Origin of the sequence: Microbispora sp. CA-102843, assembly GCF_050936215.1 — a bacterium.
Classification (GTDB): Bacteria; Actinomycetota; Actinomycetes; order Streptosporangiales; family Streptosporangiaceae; genus Microbispora.
The window spans coordinates 4,339,591-4,360,402 of the sequence record NZ_JBNJNF010000001.1; the positions used below are offsets into that span (position 1 = coordinate 4,339,591).

General features: G+C 69.9%; 13 protein-coding genes. 7 read left to right on the forward strand and 6 right to left on the reverse strand.

Going from position 1 to position 20,812, the window contains the following annotated elements; genetic code table 11:
• Nucleotides 1-323 precede the first annotated feature (323 nt).
• The gene (locus ACQEVJ_RS20085; protein ID WP_433103130.1) at nt 324-1,340 is read right to left on the reverse strand and encodes a LacI family DNA-binding transcriptional regulator; all 1,017 of its coding nucleotides are present in this window, start codon (nt 1,338-1,340) and stop codon (nt 324-326) included.
• A 209-nt stretch (nt 1,341-1,549) separates the two neighbouring features.
• Between ACQEVJ_RS20085 and ACQEVJ_RS20090 the strand changes: the two genes are divergently transcribed.
• From ACQEVJ_RS20090 to ACQEVJ_RS20120, 7 genes are all read left to right on the forward strand, one after another.
• A complete protein-coding gene (locus tag ACQEVJ_RS20090) occupies nt 1,550-3,535 on the forward strand; it encodes a glycoside hydrolase family 127 protein (protein WP_433103132.1) in 1,986 nt (661 codons plus the stop codon).
• 156 nt (nt 3,536-3,691) lie between these two features.
• Nucleotides 3,692-5,401, forward strand: coding sequence for a CBM35 domain-containing protein (locus tag ACQEVJ_RS20095; protein ID WP_433103134.1), 1,710 nt, complete (start codon nt 3,692-3,694; stop codon nt 5,399-5,401).
• Nucleotides 5,402-5,494: 93 nt separating this feature from the next.
• Nucleotides 5,495-6,775 carry a sugar ABC transporter substrate-binding protein gene (locus ACQEVJ_RS20100; protein WP_433103136.1) on the forward strand — a complete coding sequence of 427 codons (1,281 nt, stop codon included), beginning with the start codon at nt 5,495-5,497 and terminating at the stop codon, nt 6,773-6,775.
• A 69-nt stretch (nt 6,776-6,844) separates the two neighbouring features.
• Complete coding sequence (locus tag ACQEVJ_RS20105) at nt 6,845-7,825, forward strand: carbohydrate ABC transporter permease (protein WP_433103138.1); 981 nt, start codon at nt 6,845-6,847, stop codon at nt 7,823-7,825.
• On the forward strand, nt 7,822-8,643 hold the full coding sequence (locus ACQEVJ_RS20110) for a carbohydrate ABC transporter permease (protein WP_433103140.1): 822 nt from the start codon (nt 7,822-7,824) through the stop codon (nt 8,641-8,643). The genes ACQEVJ_RS20105 and ACQEVJ_RS20110 overlap by 4 nt, the downstream gene beginning before the upstream one ends.
• Before the next feature lie 446 nt (nt 8,644-9,089).
• Nucleotides 9,090-12,131: a LamG-like jellyroll fold domain-containing protein gene (locus ACQEVJ_RS20115; RefSeq protein WP_433103142.1), complete on the forward strand. Its 3,042-nt coding sequence runs from the start codon at nt 9,090-9,092 to the stop codon at nt 12,129-12,131.
• 516 nt (nt 12,132-12,647) lie between these two features.
• Nucleotides 12,648-14,348, forward strand: a complete 1,701-nt coding sequence (locus ACQEVJ_RS20120; protein ID WP_433103144.1) for a ricin-type beta-trefoil lectin domain protein — start codon at nt 12,648-12,650, stop codon at nt 14,346-14,348.
• Between the two features lie 42 nt (nt 14,349-14,390).
• Here ACQEVJ_RS20120 and ACQEVJ_RS20125 read toward each other — a convergent pair whose 3' ends face one another.
• The 5 genes from ACQEVJ_RS20125 to ACQEVJ_RS20145 form a co-directional block, all read right to left on the reverse strand.
• The gene (locus ACQEVJ_RS20125; RefSeq protein WP_433103146.1) at nt 14,391-16,469 is read right to left on the reverse strand and encodes an alpha-galactosidase; all 2,079 of its coding nucleotides are present in this window, start codon (nt 16,467-16,469) and stop codon (nt 14,391-14,393) included.
• 91 nt (nt 16,470-16,560) lie between these two features.
• Nucleotides 16,561-17,607, reverse strand: a complete 1,047-nt coding sequence (locus ACQEVJ_RS20130; protein WP_433103148.1) for a LacI family DNA-binding transcriptional regulator — start codon at nt 17,605-17,607, stop codon at nt 16,561-16,563.
• A 10-nt stretch (nt 17,608-17,617) separates the two neighbouring features.
• Complete coding sequence (locus ACQEVJ_RS20135; protein ID WP_433103150.1) at nt 17,618-18,961, reverse strand: ABC transporter substrate-binding protein; 1,344 nt, start codon at nt 18,959-18,961, stop codon at nt 17,618-17,620.
• A gap of 31 nt (nt 18,962-18,992) precedes the next feature.
• A complete protein-coding gene (locus ACQEVJ_RS20140) occupies nt 18,993-19,802 on the reverse strand; it encodes a carbohydrate ABC transporter permease (protein WP_433103152.1) in 810 nt (269 codons plus the stop codon).
• A 40-nt stretch (nt 19,803-19,842) separates the two neighbouring features.
• Nucleotides 19,843-20,784: a carbohydrate ABC transporter permease gene (locus ACQEVJ_RS20145; protein ID WP_433103154.1), complete on the reverse strand. Its 942-nt coding sequence runs from the start codon at nt 20,782-20,784 to the stop codon at nt 19,843-19,845.
• Nucleotides 20,785-20,812 lie beyond the last annotated feature (28 nt).

A 20,812-nucleotide genomic window follows, 5' to 3' on the forward strand; every position in this document is an offset into this window, starting at 1 on the left:
AGGCCGAGTCAGATGAAAATCCTCGCCCGGAACCTCGCCCCGCCAGATCTTGACGTCTGCGATGGGAGCGCTAACATTCCGGCAAGACGCCTTTCGACGCCACGATCTCCCTTCTCCGTTGCGCCTCTCCTCACCCAGGTCGCCGCGGCCGCCAGGGGCGCGGGTGGAGAAGGCCGCTGAGCCGGCCCGGCGGCCGGAAGGTGGTGGACGCCGCCAAGAGGGCGCACCACGAGAAGTGACGCCCCGGCCGCCCCGCCGCGTGCGGCGGGGCGGCTCCCGCGTCTCCCGAAAGGGTCTCCCGGAAGGGTCTTACGGGAGCTGTCTCACGGGAGCGGGACCGCGCTCGACTCGCGGACGACGAGATGGCAGGGCAGGGCGTGCCGGCCGGGGGAGGGGGAGCCGTTGATTGCGGCCAGGAGCATCTCGGCCGCGGCGCGGCCCAGCCCTTCGAGGTTCATGTCGACGCTCGTCAGGGGCGGCTGGCAGCCCTCGGTCATGACGTCCCAGTTGTCGAAGCCGACGAGGGCGACGTCCTGGGGGACCCGGCGGCCCGCGGCGCGCAGCGCGTCGCACACGCCTCGGGCGATCTGGTCGCTGCCGCAGAAGACCGCGTCGAACTCCGCCCGTCCGGCCAGCAGGATGCCGACGGCCTGGCGGCCCCACGCCTCGCTCCAGCCGCCGAACAGCGGTGGCGCGGCCGGTTCGAGCCCCTCCTCCGCCAGTCGCTCCAGCGCCGCCGCCGCGCGGACCTGGGCGGAGTTGTGATGCTCAGGCCCGGTGACGTGCGCGATCCGGGTGCGGCCGACGGCCAGCAGGTGCTCCACCGCCTTGCGGGCGCCCCCCGCCTCGTCCGGGACCACCGAGCAGTCGCCGGGGTCGGCCGAGCTGATGAAGGCGTAGACCACCGGTACGGGCAGGTCCGCGGCGATGGGTGCGCGCGTCTCGGTCCGCCGGCCGGTCACGATGATCCCGTCGACCCGGCGGCTGAGGAGCGTCCTGACGTAGTACTGCTCGCGGATCGGGTCGTCGCGCCCGTCGCAGAGGAAGACCGACATCTCCCCGGCGCCCAGCGCGTCCTCCGCGCCGATGAGGACGGGGATGCTGAACCGGCCGATCGTGTCCGTCGTGATCATCCCGACGGTGTAGGTGCGGCCCGAGTGCAGGCTGCGGGCACCGGCGTTCGCCTCGAAGCTGAGCTGCCGCGCGGCCTCCCGGACGCGCATGCGGGTCTCCTCCCGCAGCGATCCGCGTCCGTTGAGCGCCTTGGAGGCCGTGCCCACCGACACCCCGGCCAGCGCCGCGACGTCGGCGATCGTGGCGTGACGCTCCAGTTTTCCCACGTTTCCTCCACTTTCCGATGGCGTTGCCTGCATCCACTGTATCGCCGACCGTTCCGGCGCCGTCGCCCCTCGGTAACACAGCGGAAACCCGCTATTGACGACCCCCTGGGGCGTTGATAGCTTTTCGGCAACCGTTTTCCTAATTTTCCTTCGAGGGACGTCCCGACGGAATCTCGCACGGTCCCGCGTCACGACACGAGAGATCAGGAATGACCCAGCAGAAGCTGTCAGACACCGTCCCGGCCGCGCCCGGCCTCCAGGAGGCGGCTGGGCCCGTAGCCCCGACCCCGGCGGCAGTGTCCGCGCTGCGGCCGCTCGGCCTCGGTCAGGCCCGGTTACGGGCGGAGGGCCTGCTCGGGCAGTGGCGGCGGCGCAACGCCGAGGACACCCTCCCGCACTGCGTGGACAACCTCCAGGCCGGCGGCAACATCGGCAACCTCCGCGCCGCCGCAGGGGAGGACGGCCACTCGTTCACCGGCATGTGGTTCGCCGACTCCGACGTCCACAAGACGCTGGAGGCGGCGGCGTGGCAGCTCGCGACCTCGCCGGAGGACGCCGGCCTGCGGTCGTTCGTCGACGACACGACCGCGCTGCTCGCCCGCGCGCAGCAGGCGGACGGCTACCTCAACTCCTACTTCACCGTCGTCGCGCCGCAGGACCGGTGGGCCAAGCCCGACTGGAGCCACGAGCTGTACTGCGCGGGTCACCTCTTCCAGGCGGCGGTCGCCGCGGCTCGCACCGGGGTGAGCCCCAATCTGCCGTCCGTCGCCCGGCGGTTCGCCGACCTGCTGGTCGAACGGTTCGGCCCGGACGGAGTGGAGGAGGTCTGCGGGCATCCCGAGGTCGAGACCGCACTCGCCGAGCTGTACCGGCTGACCGGCCACCGTCCCTACCTGGACCTGGCACGGCGCTTCCTCGACCTGCGCGGGCGCGGCCTGCTCGGCCACGGCCGGTTCGGCCCCCGCTACTACCAGGACCACGAGCCCGTACGCGAGGTGCGGGAGGTCACCGGGCACGCCGTGCGCCAGTTGTACCTGCTGGCCGGGATGGTGGACGTGGCCGTCGAGACCGGCGACCTGGCGCTGCTGGACACGGCGGAGCGGCTGTGGGCCGACGCGTTCCGCTCGCGGACGTACGTCACCGGCGCCCACGGCTCGCGCCACCGCGAGGAGGCGTACGGCGACCCGTACGAGCTGCCGCCCGACCGGGCCTACGGCGAGACCTGCGCGGCGATCGCGAGCTTCCAGTGGAACTGGCGGCTGTTGCTGGCGACCGGCCGGGCCCGCTACGCCGACGAGATGGAGCGGGTGCTGTACAACGCGGTCGCCGCCGCGGTGTCGTCCGACGGCAGGCACTTCTTCTACTCCAACCCCCTGCAGCTGCGCACGGGGCACGCGAGCTCGGGTGAGGAGGCGGCGGCGCGTCGCCTGCCCTGGTATTCGTGCGCCTGTTGCCCGCCGAACATCGCCCGGCTCATGGCCTCGCTGCCCGGCTACCTGGCGACGGCCGACGACGGCGGCCTGCAGATCCACCTGTACGGCGACGCCTCCCTCGAAGCACCACAGGGGCGCCGCGTGGAGATGCGCACGGCCTACCCCTGGCAGGGCCGCATCGAGCTTGAGGTCGTCGATGCCGCCCGGGACGGCCAGGCGTGGACGCTCGCGCTGCGCGTGCCGGCCTGGTGCGACGCGTACACGGTCAGCGTCGACGGCGAACCGGTGCGGGCGCCCGCGCGGGACGGCTACGTCCGGCTCACCCGCGTCTGGACGCCGGGCACGACCGTCGTCCTCGACCTGGACATGCCCGTCAGGCAGATGACCGCGCACCCGCGGGTCGACGCGGTGCGCGGGTGCGTCGCGCTGGCGCGCGGCCCGCTCGTGTACTGCCTGGAGCAGGCCGACCTGCCGCCGGGCACGGTCCTGGAGGATGTGCGCCTGGACCCTGCCGTCCCTGCCGTCCCTGACGTCACTGTCGCTCCGGTCACACCGGGTCACCGGGAGGACCTGCCGGACATCCCGGTCGTGATCACTGCTGGCGGGCTGGTCGCCCACGCCGGCGACTCGCTGTACACCGCCGGAGCCAGGCGGGAGCGGACGGTCACGCCGCTCACGCTCACGGCGGTGCCGTACTTCCTGTGGGGCAACCGGAGCGAGGGCCCGATGCGGGTCTGGATCCCGGTCGCCGCCGCCGGATGACCGCGGCGGGCCGGACCCCGCAAGGGGTGCGGCCCGCCCGCATGGGGACCGTCCACGGCGTCCGCCGACTCGGGGAGGGACGGTCCCGCTCCACCTCCTGCTCTCCTTCCCCCCATCTGAGCCCCCCACCTGAGCACAGAAAGAGCGAGGTAGTTCATGCGCAGACCCCGAAGTACGGCCCTGCTATCCGCGCTGGCCGTGTCGCTGACCACGGCACTCGTCCCGCTGAGCCCCGCCGAGGCGGCGGGCGCCACCCTCACGGTGAACGTCGCCCAGCCCTTCCGGCCCGTCACCCACGTCGCCGCCGGCGGCCTGTACGGCCTGGCGGAAAACAGCCGCCCGGCCGACTCCATGCTGCTGCCGCTGAAGGTCAACTCGCTGACGCAGCCCGCTCCCGGCGTGGGGCAGAAGCCCAACGGCCAGCCCCCCGGAGGCGACTCCCTGCTCGTGGCCCCGCAGGCCACCCGCGTCGGCGCCGGGGAGTTCATCCGGATGCCGGACATCTACCCGGACTTCCCGTACAAGTGGGTGAGCTGGAACGACTGGCTGGCCAAGGTGAACACGATGGTCGGCGCCCGCCTCAACGCGACCACGGTGACCAACGTCATCGGCTGGGAGCTGTGGAACGAGCCCGACGGGACCTGGAACACCTCCGCCGCCGGGCCCTTCAACGACGGCTGGACGCGCACCTACCGGGCCGTGCGGGCACTGGACACCACGACGCCGATCGTCGGCCCGAGCATCTCCTACTACAACCGCTCCTGGTTGTCGTCCTTCCTGAGCAGCGCCAAGGCCGCGGGCACGCTGCCGGACGTCATCTGCTGGCATGAGTTGGGCGGCGACCCCAGCGCCATCGCCGCGCACATCGCCGACTACCGCTCGCTGGAGTCCTCGCTCGGCATCAGCGCGCGCCGCATCGCGATCAACGAGTACGCCGCGACGAGCGAGGTGGACGTCCCCGGCCGGATCGCCAGTTATGTGGCCAAGTTCGAGCGCGGCGGCGTCGAGATGGCGCACCGGGCGTTCTGGTACGAATACGGCACCATGAACGGGCTTGTCGTCAACAACAGCCAGCCCACCGGCACGTGGTGGCTGTACAAGTGGTACGGCGACATGGCCGGTCGCATGGTGACCACCACACCGGCCACCCAGACCGGGCTGGACGGCTTCGCCTCCTACGACTCCACGCGCAAGATCGTCAACGTGGTGTTCGGCAACGAGTCGGGCACCAACACGGTCCGCGTCACCGGCATCGGCGCGCTGGGCTCCTCGGTCCGGGTGACCCTGCAGTCGACCCCCGCGAACGGCCGGTTCACCGCCGTGACCGCGCCCACGACCATCTCGACGAGCACGTACGCCGTGAGCAACGGGGAGATCAGCGTCTCGGTGCCGAACATGTCGGCGACGAGCGCCTACAACCTGGTGATCCAGCCCACGAGCGGGGTGCCGTCCTACCAGCAGCGTTACGAGGCGGAGAACGCGTCCGTCTTCCGCGCCCAGCGGCTGACGAGCTCCAGCGCGTCCGAAGGCGGCTACGTCGGGCGCATCGACAACAACACGAGCACGCACAGCACGGACAGCTACGTCGACTTCGTGGTGAACGTGCCCACGGCCCGGACGTACACGATGACCATCGGCTACGCCAACGCCACCGGGGCGACCGCCACGCAGGGGCTGGCGTACAACGGCGGCGCCTGGACGACGGTCAGCTACCCGCCCACCGCCGCCTGGGGCCAGTTCGGCGCCACGGTCAGCACGAGCGTCAACCTGCAGGCGGGCTACAACGTGATCCGCCTGGCCAAGGGGTCCCCCTACTTCGCCGGCGGCACCGGCTACGCCGAGCTGGACTACATCCAGCTCACCTGAGCCGCCGCGCGGGTTCGCACCCTGACCGTGCAGACCCGCGCCGGTGAACGAGATGACAGCGGCCGGACGCCGGCCGTCGAAAGGAAGAACGATATGGAAAGCCTCGACAGGGGCCGGCGCGCCGCCGGCCTGGGCTTGGTGGTCCTCGCCGTCGCCGGTGGTCTCACCGCGTGCTCCGGGTCGTCCGGCGGTGACGGCGGTGGTGGCGCCTCGGCGGCCGCAGGCCAGGCCGGGGGAGGGACCTACACGATCTGGGACCCCTACCCCCAGTTCGACGACTCCTCCGACTGGGTCAAGCTGCTCACCCAGTGCGGCACGCAGGCCGGGGTGACCGTCAAGCGGACCGGCTACGACACCACCGACCTGACGAACAAGGCCCTGCTGGCGGCGCAGCAGGGCAACTCGCCCGACGTGCTGATCGTGGACAACCCGGTGGTCTCGACGCTGGCCGAGGCCGGCGTGCTGACCTCGACCGACGAGACGAAGATCGACACCTCGGCCGTATCGCCGAACCTGCTCGCCGCCGGCCAACTCGGTGGCAAGACGTACGGCATCCCGATCGGGGCCAACACGCTCGCCCTCTACTACAACAAGGAGGTGCTGAAGAAGGCCGGGGTGGACGCGGCCGCGGTGAAGGACTGGGCCTCGCTGACCGCGGCGCTGGAGAAGGTGAAGGCGGCGGGCAAGAAGGGCATCACGTTCTCCGCGATCGGCACGGAGGAGGGCAGCTTCCAGTTCCTGCCCTGGTTCTGGGGCGCGGGCGCGCAGCTCACGAAGCTCGACTCCCCGCAGGGCGTGGCGGCGCTGTCGTTGTGGACCGACTGGGTGAAGAAGGGCTACGCCCCCACCTCGGTCATCAACAACACCCAGACCACGAGCTGGCAGGAGTTCGCGACCGGCGACTTCGCCTTCGGCGAGAACGGCACCTGGCAGCTCGCCAACGCCAAGAAGACCGGCTTCGACTACGGCATCATCCCGATTCCCAGTAAGGACGGCGGCACCGCCCCCGCGCCGACCGGCGGCGAGTTCGTCACCCTTCCCGTGCAGAAGGACGCCGCCCGCTACGTCGCCTCACAGAAGCTGGTGACGTGCCTGGCGAGCACCGGCAACTCCTACACCACCGACACCACGCTGTCGTACATCGCGCCGACCGAGGAGGTGCAGGCCAAGCAGGTCGAGCAGAACGCCGAGCTGAAGGTGTGGGTGGAGGCGGTCAAGGCGGCCAAGGGCCGCACCAGCGACGACCTCGGCACGAAGTACCCGAAGATCTCCGAGCCGATGTGGAAGGCGATGCAGGCCGCGCTGAGCGGGTCGCAGCCGCCGCAGGAGGCGCTGACGGCCGCTCAGGCGACGGCGGCGAGCGCCGTCCAGTAGCGTCGCGCGGGCCCCGGGGACGTCCGTCTCCGGGTCCGCTTCCGGTTGTCCGACAGGTCGAAGGAAAGCATGAGACACGCAACACAGACGCCGGCCCCGCCGACGGGGGAGAACCGGCGGGACCGGGCCCCGGCGCCACGGGCCGCGGGCGCCCGCCGCGCACCCGCACGGCGATCGGGACAGTGGGCGGCATGGGCGTTCCTCGCGCCGGTGGTGGTCTACCTGCTCGCGTTCTACGTCTATCCGCTGTATCGCAACGTGGACCTGAGCTTGCGCAATTACACGGTGCGCTCGTTCGTGCAGGGGGACGCGCCGTTCACGGGGCTCGCCAACTACGCGAAGGTCGTCCGCGACGCCACGTTCGGGCCCGCGTTGTGGCACACGGTGGTGTTCACCGTGGTGTCGCTGGCCTTCCAGTTCTCCATCGGGCTCGCGCTGGCCGTGTTCTTCAGCCGGAACTTCCGGCTGTCGGCGACGCTGCGCGCGCTGTTCCTGGTGCCGTGGCTGCTGCCGCTGATCGTGTCGTCCTCGACGTGGTCGTGGATGCTCAACAGCGAGTCGGGCGTGGTCAACGCGGTGCTCGCGGCGCTGGGGATCGACCCGGTGAACTGGCTGACGTCCCCGGACTGGTCGCTGTGGTCGGTGACCATCGCCAACATTTGGATCGGGATCCCGTTCAACCTCGTCGTGCTGTACAGCGGCCTGCAGGCGATCCCGGCCCACATCCACGAGGCGGCGGCCCTGGACGGGGCGGGCGGCTGGCAGCGGTTCTGGAGGGTGACGTTCCCGCTGCTGCGGCCGGTCTCGGCGATCACGCTGCTGCTCGGGCTGGTCTACACGCTGAAAGTGTTCGACATCATCTGGATCATGACGAAGGGCGGTCCGAGCGACGCGTCCACGACGCTGGCGACGTGGTCGTACCGGCTGGGCTTCGGCAACCTGCTGCCCTCCTTCGGACCCGGCGCGGCGGTCGGCAACCTGCTGATCGTGATCGCGCTGGTCTTCGGGCTCGTCTACATCCGCGCGCAGCGAAGGCAGGGGGCGGCATGAGGGCGACCCGGCGCACCTGGTGGCGGACCGGTCTGGGCGTGGTGTTCACCGCGCTCATGCTGTTCCCCGTCTACTGGATGATCAACGTGTCGTTCACCCGCGACCAGGACATGCGCAAGTCGCCGCCGTACTGGTTTCCCGTGCACGGGACGCTGGAGGGCTACCGTGCGGTGCTGGAGCAGCAGGGGCCCTACCTCGCCACGAGCCTCGTGGTGGGGCTGGGCACCGTGGCCCTGACGCTGGTGATCGCGGCGCCCGCGGCGTACTCGCTGGCCAAGCTGCGCCCGCGCGGCGGCGGCGTGCTGAGCTTCGTGCTGCTGATCGCGCAGATGATCCCCGGCGTGATCATGGCGATGGGGTTCTACGCGATCTACCTGAGCACCGGGGTGCTCAACACCGTGCCGGGGCTGATCGTGGCCGACTCCACGCTGGCGGTGCCGTTCGCGGTGCTGATCTTCACCGCGTTCATGTCCGGCATCCCCGAGGAGTTGATGCAGGCGGCCCGGGTGGACGGCGCGGGCGCGGTGCGCACGTTCTGGTCGGTCGTGCTGCCGGTCAGCCGCAACTCGGTCATCACGGTGTCGCTGTTCGCGTTCCTGTGGGCGTGGTCGGACTTCGTCTTCGCCAGCACCCTCGACCAGGGCGGCGGCCACCAGCCGATCACGCTCGGCATCTACCACTACATCGGCAACAACAACCAGCAGTGGAACGCCATCATGGCCACGGCGGTCGTCGCCTCGATCCCGGCCACCGTGCTCCTCGTCATCGCCCAGCGCTACGTCGCCGCCGGGGTCACCGCCGGCGCCGTCAAGGACTAGGAATCCCGCCATGCCCCACCCGTTTCGTCAGGCCTCGCCGTGCCCACACCCCAGGCGATCCTCGCGCTCCTCTCGCGGTAACGCGCCGCATCGCGGGCGACGTCGCGAGCCATCCTTGACGACCCCCTACTTCCTGTGGGCCGGCCGATACGCCGGAGCCGCGCGGATCCCGATCCCGCTCGCACCACAGGAGCGGTGACAGGGGCGACGGATCGTCCGTCGCCTCTGTCCGCACCACGCGTCAGGGGACTCGAGGACGGCCCGCCGCCGTCCTCGCCCTTTCGGAGGAAGCGCCCCGCATCGACGAAGGACGCCACCATCTCGGACGTGCCTGAATGTTAACGCTAACACAAGCGCGTCGGACAGCGCGGCCCGGGACCCCTTCGAGACGACGCACAACGAAATGTGAACGTCCCCTCGTTCACGAACGCAAAGGAGCACCACGCATGTCTCGAACGGCACCGCCTCCGGGGAGGGCATCGGCCCCGCGCTTGGGCCTGAGCCGGTACCAGGGCGCATCCCACCACGCAGCGGTCCTGGTGGCCGCGCTCACGATCACGGCCACGGGAGCGGCTCTCTCCGCCTCGCCCGCGTCCGCCGCCCCCGCCCCCGCGTCCACGCTCGTGGTGAAAGCCGACCAGCCCTTCCGCCCGGTCACGCATGTCGCGACGGGGTCCCTCTACGGCCTCGCCGACGACGCGACGCCCTCCGACGCCTTGGTCAAGGCCATCAAGCCCAACACGTTCGTCCAGATGGCCGTGGGCGGCAAGCAGCAGGCGAAGGGCGACGTGCTGGTGGTCGCCGACAAGGCGGCCAGAGCGGGAGCGAAGGTCGTGAACCGCCTGTCGGACTACTACGCGGGCTGGCCGTACAAGTTCAGCTGGGACACGTGGCCGGGCGTGGTGGAGCAGCAGGTCAAGGCCGTCCAGGCGTCCGGCGCGACGAACATGGCGGCGTGGGAGCTGTGGAACGAGTCGGACAACACCTGGCTCTCGTCCAACGGCACCTACGAGGACTTCTGGACGAAGACCTTCCGTCAGGTGCGATCGCTCGACCCGACCACGCCGATCCAGGGCCCGAGCTTCTCCGACAACATCACCGACATGGAGAAGTTCCTGAAGAACGCGGACGAGACCGACACGGTCCCCGACATCCTCGCCTGGCACGAACTGATCAACTCGGGCAAGATCGTGAGTGACCTCGCCAAGGTCAACGCCATCATGAAGGACCTCGGCATCAGCCCGCGCCCGATCTCGATCGAGGAGTACGCGGCGCCCTCCGAGGTCGGCATCCCGGGCTCCCTGGTGGGGTACATCGCGAAGTTCGAGCGATACGGCATCCACGACGCCGAGCTCGCGTTCTGGAACGGCTATGGCGCGCTCGGCGACCTGCTGACCGGCACCGGCGGAAGCCCGAATGGCGCCTACTGGCTCTACAAGTGGTACGCCGACATGAGCGGGGACATGGTCACCACCACCCCGCCCAACGCCACGACCGGCCTCGACGGCGCCGCCGCCGTCCCCACCGACAAAAAGCAGGTCAGCGTGGTCTTCGGCGGCGGCAGCGGCGCCACCGCCGTCAAGGTCGACGGACTGGACAAGCTCGACCTGGGCGGCACCGTCCACGCCAAGCTCGAGTACACCCCGTCGTACGGGCGCACCAACCCCGTCGCCGGTCCGATCACCATCTCTGACACCGTCTACCAGGTGACCGACGGCTCCATCACCGTGCCGGTGGCGATGAGCTCCGCCGACGCCTACCACCTGGTGATCAGCGGCGCCGGTACGGCGACCGACCTCGAGAACACCTATCGGATCACCAATCTCAACAGCGGGCTCGCGCTCGACACCCACGATGCGGGGACGTCGGCCGGGACCCTCGTGAACCAGGCCACCGTCGCGGGCGGCGCCACGCAGAGATGGAAGCTGGTCTCCACCGGCTCCGGCCTGTACAAGGTGGTCAACGCGGCCGGCGGCCTGGTGCTCGGGGTGAAGGACGCCTCGTCCGGCAACGGCGCGTCCGCTGTCGTGGAGACCGACACCGGCGGCAACGCCCAGCTCTGGCAGGTCGTCCCCGACGGGAAGGGCCACAACCAGCTCGTGAACTACGACACGGGTCTGGTGCTCGCCGTCGACGGCATGAGCAAGGACTCGGGCGCCCAGGTCGTGCAGTGGAGTGACACCACCGTCACGTCCTCCGGTATCGGCGGCACCCGGGTGACCGGCAAGCTCGGGAAGGCCGTCGCGCTGTCCGGAGCCAACCAGTACGTCAACGTGCCGCGAGGCGCGGTGAGCGGCGTCACGGGCGACTTCACGGTCTCGACGTGGGTCAACCCGGCCAAGAACACGACGTGGACGCGCGTGTTCGACTTCGGCACCGGCGCGTCGAACTACATGTTCCTGACGCTCAACAAGAACACCGGGCTCCGCTTCGCCATCACGACCAGCGGCGCCGGCGGGGAGCAGCAGATCAGCTCCACCACGACGCTTCCGCTCAACACCTGGTCGCTGGTGACGGTGACCGTGTCCGGCACCACCGGCACCCTTTACGTCAACGACCAGGTCGCGGGCACCAACACCAACTTGACTCTGCACCCCTCCAACCTCGGCAACACCACCCAGAACTGGATCGGCCGCTCGCAGTACTCGGGGGACCCGTACCTGGCCGCCGCGGTCGACGACTTCAACGTTTACAGCCGCGCGCTGACCGCGTCCGAGGTGTCCGCCCTCGCGACCGGGCAGGCCGGCCAGGGCGACGTCCTGCGCTACACGTTCGACGAGACCGGAGGTACAGCCGTCGCGGACTCGTCGGGCAACGCACGCAACGCGACCCTCATCGCCAGTCCGGCACCCGCGACAGGCGAGGCCGCCGTCCCCGACCATTTCTGGACCCTCACGCCCTACCTGACGATCAAGGGCGTCTCGGTGGCCGACGGCGCCACCGTCTCCGGCACCCCGACCTTCACCGTCGACCTCGGCGGCACGGCATCCGACGTGTCCTACACCTACATCGAACTCAACCGCGGCGGCGTCTGGCTGACCGACAACACCAAGGCGCCCGGCAGCCACAACGACGGGCTCCACCCCAACCTCGTCGTCGACACCACCGCCTATCCGTACGGCACCTACCAGCTCAAGATCGACGCGGTCGGCGCGAACGGGCTGACCACCGAGCAGACCGTCTCCATCGTCATCGACAACCCTCCGGCCTGGGCCGCCACCAAGGTCTACAACACCGGTGACCAGGTCTCTTACCACGGATCCGTCTGGCGCGCCTCGTGGTGGACGAAGAACCAGACCCCCGGCGACCCCTATGGGCCCTGGCAGCAAATCGTGTCCACGGCAGACGGCACCCCCGTGTGGACCCCGTCACGGATCTTCGACGCCGACGACCGGGCGGAATACCAGGGCGTCGTCTACCAGGCGAAGTGGTGGACCCGCAACCAGAATCCAGGTGACCCGAACGGTCCCTGGAAGCGAATCGGATAAGGCCGACAGGCTGATGTCGCGGGCCGGGCGTCCTCCAGGCGCCCGGCCCGGTTGTGGTTTGGTGGCCGGGCGGGTCAGGTGTCGTCGGCTGTTCAGCTGCCGAGCAGGTGGAGGGCTTTCTGCGCGGGTGAGCCGGGCTGTGCGGTGTGGGCCACGATCGTCAGGCCCGGGTCCGCGGGCAGTTAGAGGGCGTCGAAGTCGAGCACGTCCGGATAGGGGCAAGTGTTACCGCTATCACGCCTATCCGTCAAGGAAGAGGTCGTGCGGGCGTGAATCTTTCACGTCCGCACGGCCTTTCTCATGCTCTGCGAAAGGCGGTGACCAGCGAATGACCCCATTTACGAGGTTCCGGGCGGCTTGTCGGTCCGCAATCGATGCTTGACACCGTCGTCGCGAGGTTCTAGACCCTGATGTTACCGATAACTCACATCATCGCCGATACCGCGACCCCCTACCGGGCGGGAGTGCCGCTTCCGTCCACCCCGGCCTTACCACCCCCCAACGAGGAGAAGAACGATGCACGACTTACCCGTTCGCCCTGCGGCCGGGCGGCGACGTTCGCCGGGCGCCGTCGCCATGGGCCTGCTCACGGCGCTCGCCACCCTGGCGGCCACCGCGCTCACCTGGACGGCACCGGCCTCCGCGGCCCCCGCGCCGCTGGTGAGCACCGCCTCCGGCCGCTGCCTGGACGTGAAGGGCAACGTCGACACGCTCGGCACCACCCTGGACATCTGGGACTGCAACGGCCAGGCCAACCAGGGCTTCGAGTTCACCTCGGCCGGCGAACTGCGTACCCTGAACGGCACCCGCTGCGTCGACGCGTACAACAACCAGACCTCGCCCGGCACCCAGGTGGTCATCTGGTCCTGCAACGGGCAGGCCAACCAGAAGTGGCGGCAGAACTCCGACGGGTCGATCACGGGGACGCAGTCGGGCCTGTGCCTCGATGCGGACCATGCGGGCACCGCCAACGGCACCGCCGTCCTCCTGTGGACGTGCAACGGGCAGAGCAACCAGAAGTGGAGCACCACGACCGGCGGCGGCAGCGCCCTCGTGGTCGACGCGGGCAGCGTCGTGCGGCCGGTCACCCGCGTCGGGTCGGGAACGCTGTACGGCCTGTCCGACGCGAACACCCCGCCGGTGTCGATCATGCAGCCGCTGAAGCTGCACCAGCTCCGGCAGCCGCCGCCGCTGCACGAGCACCGGCCGAACGGCTCCCCGGTCCCGATCGGCGACACGCTGAACATCTGGCGGAACGCCGCCGCCATCGGCGCCGTGATCACCGTCGACATGGCGGACAGCTTCGACGGCTTCCCCTACAACTGGACCAACTGGAACGACTGGTACAGCCGGATCGACAAGATGATCGCGGCGGCCAAGTCGGCGGGTGTCAGCAACATCGACGCCTGGGAGCCGTGGAACGAACCGGACTGGACCTGGCCGTCGGCGTCGGGCGTCTCCTTCAACGACGGGTGGGTGCGCACCTACCAGCGGATCCGGCAGAGCGAGCCGAACACGGCCATCATGGGGCCGAGCTACTCGTACTGGAACGTGAACGCGATGCGGTCCTTCCTGAACAACGCCAAGGCGACGAACACGCTGCCGCAGGTCGTGTCGTGGCACGAGCTGAGCGGATGGCAGCAGGTCACCGCCAACGTCCGGGCCTACCGGGCGCTGGAGCGCGAGCTGGGCATCTCGCCGCGGCCCATCTCCATCAACGAGTACGCCACGACCGGCGAGATCGACGTGCCGAGCAGCGTCAACCACTACGTCGCGCAGTTCGAGCGTGAGGGCGTGCGCGACGCCGAGCGGGCGTTCTGGTACGAGGCCGGCACGCTCAACGGCCTGCTGTACAACGGCCAGCCGACGGCGTCGTACTGGATGTACAAGTGGTACGCCGACCAGACCGGCAACGTCGTCAAGGTCACCCCGACCACGTACAACGACGGCGTGGCCGCCTACGACGGCAGGACGTTCAGCCTGGTCTTCGGCGGCCAGGCCGGCAACAACACCATCCGTGTCGACGGAATCGGCGGGCTGGGCTCCTCGGTCACGGCGACCCTCGAGTACGTTCCGGGTTCGGGACGCAAGACGAACGTGTCGGCGGCGACCAGGGTGTGGTCGAACGCCTACACCGTCACCAACGGCAGCGTCACGATCCCGATCGCCAACCAGGACGCCAACGGCGCCTACCGCTTGGTCCTGACGCCGAGATGACATGAATGAAGGAGGCCCGCCGGGCGCCCGGCGGGCCTCCTTTCACGCCTGTTCCCGCACCAGGTGGACCAGGGCGCCGGCGTAGTCGCCGGGAGCCAGATCGGGGAACAGGCCGTGGGCGAGCAGGACGGCCCCGTGGTGGACCTCACCCGTGGACACGTCGCGGTAGCGCGCGTCCGGGTCGAGGGCGCGCAGCGGGATCCCAGGATCGGCGTGCCCGAAGCGGCGGGCGCGGCGGTAGACGAGTACGGCGGCCTCCGTACCGTCGGAGGCGAGGTACTGCACGGCCGACAGCTCGCCGTCCGGCGGCCGCAGGCGGTACTGCCGGCCGTGCTGGACCAGCGGCCGGATCCGCTTGTAGTCGGCGATCAGCTCGGCCGCCCGATCCAGATCGGCCCGGCTCCACTCGGTCAGGGCCCCGCCGATCGCGAGCACCCCGGCCATGGCCACGTGGAAGCGGAAGTCGAGCGGGATCTCCCGGCCGGTGTAGGGGTTGGGGCTGTCGGTGACCCACGCGCCCATCACCCGGGCCGGGTAGAGCTGGGAGAATCCGTGCTGGATGTCCAACCGGTCGAGGGCGTCGGTGTTGTCGGAGGTCCACACCTGGTCGGTACGCCGCAGGATCCCGAGGTCCACCCGGCCGCCGCCGCTGCTGCACGATTCGATCCGCACGTGGGGGTGGGCGGCGCGCAGGCGGTCGAGCACGTCGTACAGGGTGTGGACGTGGCCCAGCCACAGCCGCTCGTCCGGGCCGGCCTCGGTGAAGGGGCGGTTCATGTCCCACTTCAGGAAGTCGATGGCGTTCTTGGCCAGCAACTCGTCCAGCGTCCGGTAGAGCCAGTCCCCGACCTCAGGCCGGGACAGGTCGAGCACGAGCTGGTTGCGGTGCTCGGTGCGAGTCCGGTGCGGCCGGTGGATCACCCAGTCCGGATGGGCGCGGTACAGGTCGCTGTCGGGGTTGACCATCTCCGGCTCCACCCACAGGCCGAACCGCATGCCCAGCTCGTGCACCCGGTCGATCAGCGGCCCGAGCCCCTCGGGGAACCGGTGCGGGTTGGGATACCAGTCGCCCAGCCCGGCGGCGTCGTGCGTGCGGGCGCCGAACCATCCGTCGTCCACCACGAACAGCTCCACGCCCATCCGGGCGGCCGACTCCGCCAGCCGGATCTGCCCGTCCAGTGAGACGTCGAAGCCCGTGGCCTCCCAGGAGTTGTAGAGCACCGGCCGGATCTCGCCGGGGTGCGGCAGCACGTGCCGTAGCTGGTGGTCGTGCCAGGCGCGGCTGGCGGCGCCGAAGCCGCCTTCGGTGTACAGGCCCGCGCACACCGGCGTGACCAGTTCTTCGCCGGTGTCCAGCTCCTGGGTCACGGGGTCGTGCCCGGCCCCGGCCGACAGCGTCACGCGCTCGGTGGGCAGCCGCTGCGCGGTGAGGCGCCAGCTCCCGCTCCAGGCCAGCGCGCAGGAGTAGACCGCGCCGTACTCCTCGCCCGCCGTTCCGTCGTCGACCATCGCCCAGGGGTTGGCCTGGTGGCTGGTCACACCCCTGCGGCTGGTCAGGACGGTCTCGCCGTACGGCAGCTCGGTGCGGTGCAGCCGGGTCTCGGCGCCCCACTGGCCGCGTACCGAACTGAGCCGGTAGCCGTTCAGCCGGGGGAGGACCCAGGTGGCGGAGTCCGCCCGTACGACGGTGACGGGCTCGCCCTCGTTGCGCAGGACCAGGTGGCGCTCGATCACGTCGCCGTACAGGCGGTAGTGGCACTCCACGGCCAGCGGGTAGTGACGGTCGGCGTACGCCAGCACCAGCTCCCGATCGGTGCGGCGTTGCCCGGTGAATACGAGCTCCAAGTCGCGGGTGCCGTCGGCGAAGCGCACCTGCAGGCCAACCTGTCCGTAGCACAGGCCCCCGGTCGAGATCAGGTCGAAGGAGCCCTCCAGCGGGTCCTCGACCGGCCGGAAGCCGGGGCGCGGCAGCCGCAGCGGCAGCGAGGCCGCCTGCTCGGGGGAGAGCCGAGGTCCCCAGTGCAGGACGCGCGGCCGGTCGGCCTCGTCGAGGTGCAGTACGTAGGAGGAGGACGGCCCGGACAGCACCCACAGGCGGTGTTCGGAGTCGTGGTGGATCATCTCAGCCTTTCGACGGCGAAGGAGAAGGCGGCATGGCATGCCGGACCCCTCCGCCGCATGGCGCGGCGGAGGGCCGTGGAGACGCGGGAGGTCAGGCGGGAGCGGGGCCGCTGCTCTCCCGCACGATGAGTTCGGGCTCGCTCCAGGCCGGTGCGGCTGGGGCGTTCTGCGGGTCCAGCCTGCGGTGCAACAGGCCGAAGCAGGCCCGGCCGAGGCCCTCGAAGTCGAGCCGGACCGTGGTGAGCGAGGGGTTGAGGTAGGCGGAGGGCGGGGAGTCGTCGAAGCCGACCACGCTGATGTCGCCAGGGATGTCCCGCCCGGCCTCGCGGGCGGCCCGCATGACACCCAGCGCCAGGTCGTCGTTGCCGCACAGGACCGCGGTGACCGAGCGGTCCGCGAGCAGGGAGCGTACGGCGAGGTAGCCGGATCGAGGGCTCCAGCCGCCGGGCAGCGGCTCGGGCACCGGGCGGCCGGCGGCCCGCAGCGCGTCCTGCCAGCCCTGGGTGCGCTGCGGCAGCGCGCTGGTGGAGGAGGGGATGGCCACGTAGTGGACGGTGTGATGCCCCAGGCCCAGCAGGTAGCGGGTCGCGTGCGCGGCCGCCGCCCGGTCGTCCAGCCAGACCTGCCAGGGTTCGTCCGGCCCGTCGTCGGGCTGTCGCTCGACGGCGGCCGCGACCGGGACGTCCGCGGGCAGCGCCCGCAGCGCGCGCACGCCCGCGTCGTCGAAGGCGATCACCATGACCGCCTCCCCGGGCCGGTTCAACCGCAGGGCGATGTCCGCCTGGCCGGAGGTCCGCTCCAGCACGCTGATGCCCACGGAGAACCCGGCCGTCCTGGCCGCCTCCTCCATGCCCCGCAGCGTGGCGGCGGCGCCGTACAGGGCGGTGTCGGAGGTGAGGACGGTGACCGAGCGGACCGGCCCTCCGGCCAGGGCCTGGGCCAGCCGGTTGGGCCGGTAGCCGAGCTCGGCGATGACCTGGAGGACCTTGGCCCGGGTCGCCTCGCTGACCCGGGCCTTGCCGTTGATGACGCGGCTGACGGTCTGCTGGGAGACACCGGCCACCCGGGCGACGTCCCAGATGCTCGCCGACCGCGTGCGGGGAGCGTCCTGGGCAGGCATGTGACCGGTAACTTCCATGAGTCAGACCTTACTTGATGGCGGCGTTGGCCTCGGTGGTGATCTTCTGGGCGGCGTCCTGCGGCGACAGCTGACCCAGCCAGACCTGGTTGAAGATGTCGAGCGCCTTCACGTTGTAGACGTCGGCCGCCTCGGTCAGCGGGTAGCCCATCGTGGTGCCCTCGGCGGCCTTCTTGAAGCCGGTGACGTCGACGCCCTTGGCCTTCCACGCGTCGGCGAAGACGTCGTTGAGCGAGGGGATGCCCGGCCAGACGGCGCCCGCCTGGGCGACGGCCTTCTGATGGCGTTCGGAAACCAGCCACTTGAGCAGCTCCCACGCTTCCTTCGGATGCTTGGTGCCGGCGTAGACGGCCTCGGTCAGGCCGTTGTAGACGCTGCCCTTGCCGACCGGGCCCGCGGGGAGGTCGGCGACGCCGAAGCCCCCGTTCGGCAGCGCGGTGTCGAAGGCGCGCAGCATCCAGCTTCCGTCCATCGCCGTGGCCGCCTCGCCGCGGCCGACGACCTGGTCAAGCGACGGGCCGTTGGGCGGGTTGGTGACCGTGGCGGGCACCGCGACGTGATACTTCAGCCGCAGGTCCTGGACGAACTGGATGGCCTGCACGCAGGCCGGCTGGTCGATGGTCCACCGGCCCCACGGCTTGTCCTGGAGCTTGCAGCCGTTCTGCAGGGCGAAGTTCCACCAGTCCTGCTGACCGGTGGGCGCCTGCATGGCCAGGCCGTACTGCTTGACCTTCTTGGGGTCGAAGCCCGGCTCGTCGGGGTGCTTGCCGTTCTCGTCGACCGTCAGCTTCTGCAGGGTTTTGACGAAGGTGCCGCCGTCGGTGGGGTTCCAGGTGAGGCCGTCGAGGTCGGCGGGGGTGAGCCCGGCGTCCTTCAGAGCCTTGGCGCTGTAGAACAGCCCGATCGTGTCCCAGTCCTTGGGCAGGCCGTAGACCTTGCCGTCCACTTTCCAGCCCTCGGCGAGCTTGGGGTCGTAGATCGAGGTGTCCACCTTGTCCTGGGCGATGAGCGGCGCCAGGTCGGTGAGCACGCCCTCCTTGCTGAACTTCGGGAAGTAGGAGACGTGGTCCCAGAAGACGTCGGGGGCCGAGCGGCCGGCGAGCTGGGTCTGCAGCTTGCTCCAGTAGTCGTTCCAGTTGTTCAGTTCGATCTGCACCTTGATGTTCGGGTGGGCCTTCTCGAACTCCCGGATCGACTGCTCGATCGGCGGCTTCTGCACCTCGTCCCACATGGCGTACCGGAGGGTGACGGCGCCGCCGGTCGAGCCCGAGTCGTCGGCTCCTCCACCGCCGCACGCGGCGAGGGACAGCAGGGCCGCCGCCGCGAAAGCGGATAAGGCGATTTTTCTGGACATAGGTGCATGCCCTTCTCTCTGCGGGGGGTGGCTACTTCAGCCCGGTGAGGGCGATCGAACGGACGATGTGCCGCTGGAACAGCAGGAAGATCACGATGAGCGGCAGCAGCGCGAGGGCGGCGGCCGCCAGGATCAGGTGATATTGGGAGGAGTATTGGCCCTTCAGCGCCGAGATGCCGAGCGTGACCACCCGGGTCGCGTCGCCGTTGGTGACGATCAGCGGCCACAGCAGCGTGTTCCAGGTCGTGATGAATGTGATGGTCGCGAGGGTGGCCAGGATCGGCCGGCTCAGCGGGAGCAGCACCCGGACGAGCACGGTCAGCGTGCCCGCGCCGTCGATGCGCGCGGCCGACTCCAGGTCCTTCGGGATCGTGCGGAAGTACTGCCGCACCAGGAAGATCCCGTACGGCGTGCCGAACGCGGTGGGGAGGATCAGCCCGAGATAGGTGTCGATCAGCCCGAACTCCCTCATGATCAGGAAGAGCGGGACCAGGGTGACGATCTGCGGCACCATCATCGTCGCGAGGTAGCCCCAGAACAGCACGTCGCGGCCGGGGAACGACATCCTGCCGAAGGCGTAGGCGGCCATCGTGCTGAAGACGACCTGCCCGGCCGTGACGACCCCGGCGTAGACCAGCGAGTGCAGCAGGAAGCCGGCCATGTCGTACTCCGACCAGACCTGGGCGAAGTTCTCGAGCGTGACGGGGAAGGCGGGCTCCCAGGCGCGGGTGGTGAGCACCTGCGCGGGTTCCTTGAACGCCGAGTTCAACGTCATCAGGTACGGCGCGACCGAGACCACGGCGCCCGCGAAGAGCGCGAGATACAGAGCGATCCTCTTCATCCGTGTCCTCTTCTCATCCGGGTCCTCTTCATCGGGGTCATCACGAGAAGTCGTAGACGGTGCGCTTGCGGAAATAGAGGAACTGCGCCGCGGTGACCAGCAGGATCAGCGCGAACAGCACCATCGCCAGCGCCGAGGCGTAGCCGGACCGGAAGAGCTGGAACCCCTGCTGGTAGATGTGGAAGTTCAGCACGTCGGTGGCGCCGCCCGGACCGCCCTGGGTCATCACGAAGACCGTGTCGAAGATCTGGAACGACCCGATCGTGTTCGTCACCAGCACGAAGAACAGCGACGGCCGCAGCAGCGGCAGTGTGATCATGAAGAACCGCTGCACCGGCGTAGTGCCGTCGATCGCCGCGGCCTCGTACAGCGTGTGCGGAATCGCCTGCAGCCCGGCCAGCAGGATCAGCATCGTGTAGCCCGTGTACTGCCAGACGTTCACCGAGGCGATCACCGGCATGGCCCACGCGGGGTCGGTGAGCCAGTTCGGGCCGTCGATCCCCACCATGCCCAGCACCTGGTTGACCACGCCGTATCTCGGGTCGAACACCCAGGACCAGATGGTGCCGAGTGCCACCGGCATGGCCATCCAGGGCAGCACGAAGACCACCCGGAGCACCTTGCCGCCGCGCATCCGCCGGTTCAGCGCCAGCGCCAGCAGCAGCGCCAGCACGGTCTGCGCCGGGATGTTGAGCACCACGTAGTAGATCGTGTTGAGCACGGCCCGCCAGACCTCTGGGTCGGCGGCGAGCTCGCGGTAGTTGTCCAGTCCGACGAACGAGGGCGCGCCCATCAGGTTCCAGTCGAACAGGCTCAGTGCCGCCACGCCGAAGATGGGCGCCACGAGGAAGAGCAGGAAGCCGGCGAGGCTCGGCGCGAGCAGGGCGTACGCCTCGGCGACGGCGCGGGCCCGGGCCGCGAGCCGGCGCTCCGCCCGGCGGTGGCCCCGTACGGGTTGGGCATAGGTGATGTTATCGGTCACATTCGTTCTCCACATGCCACCGGGGTAT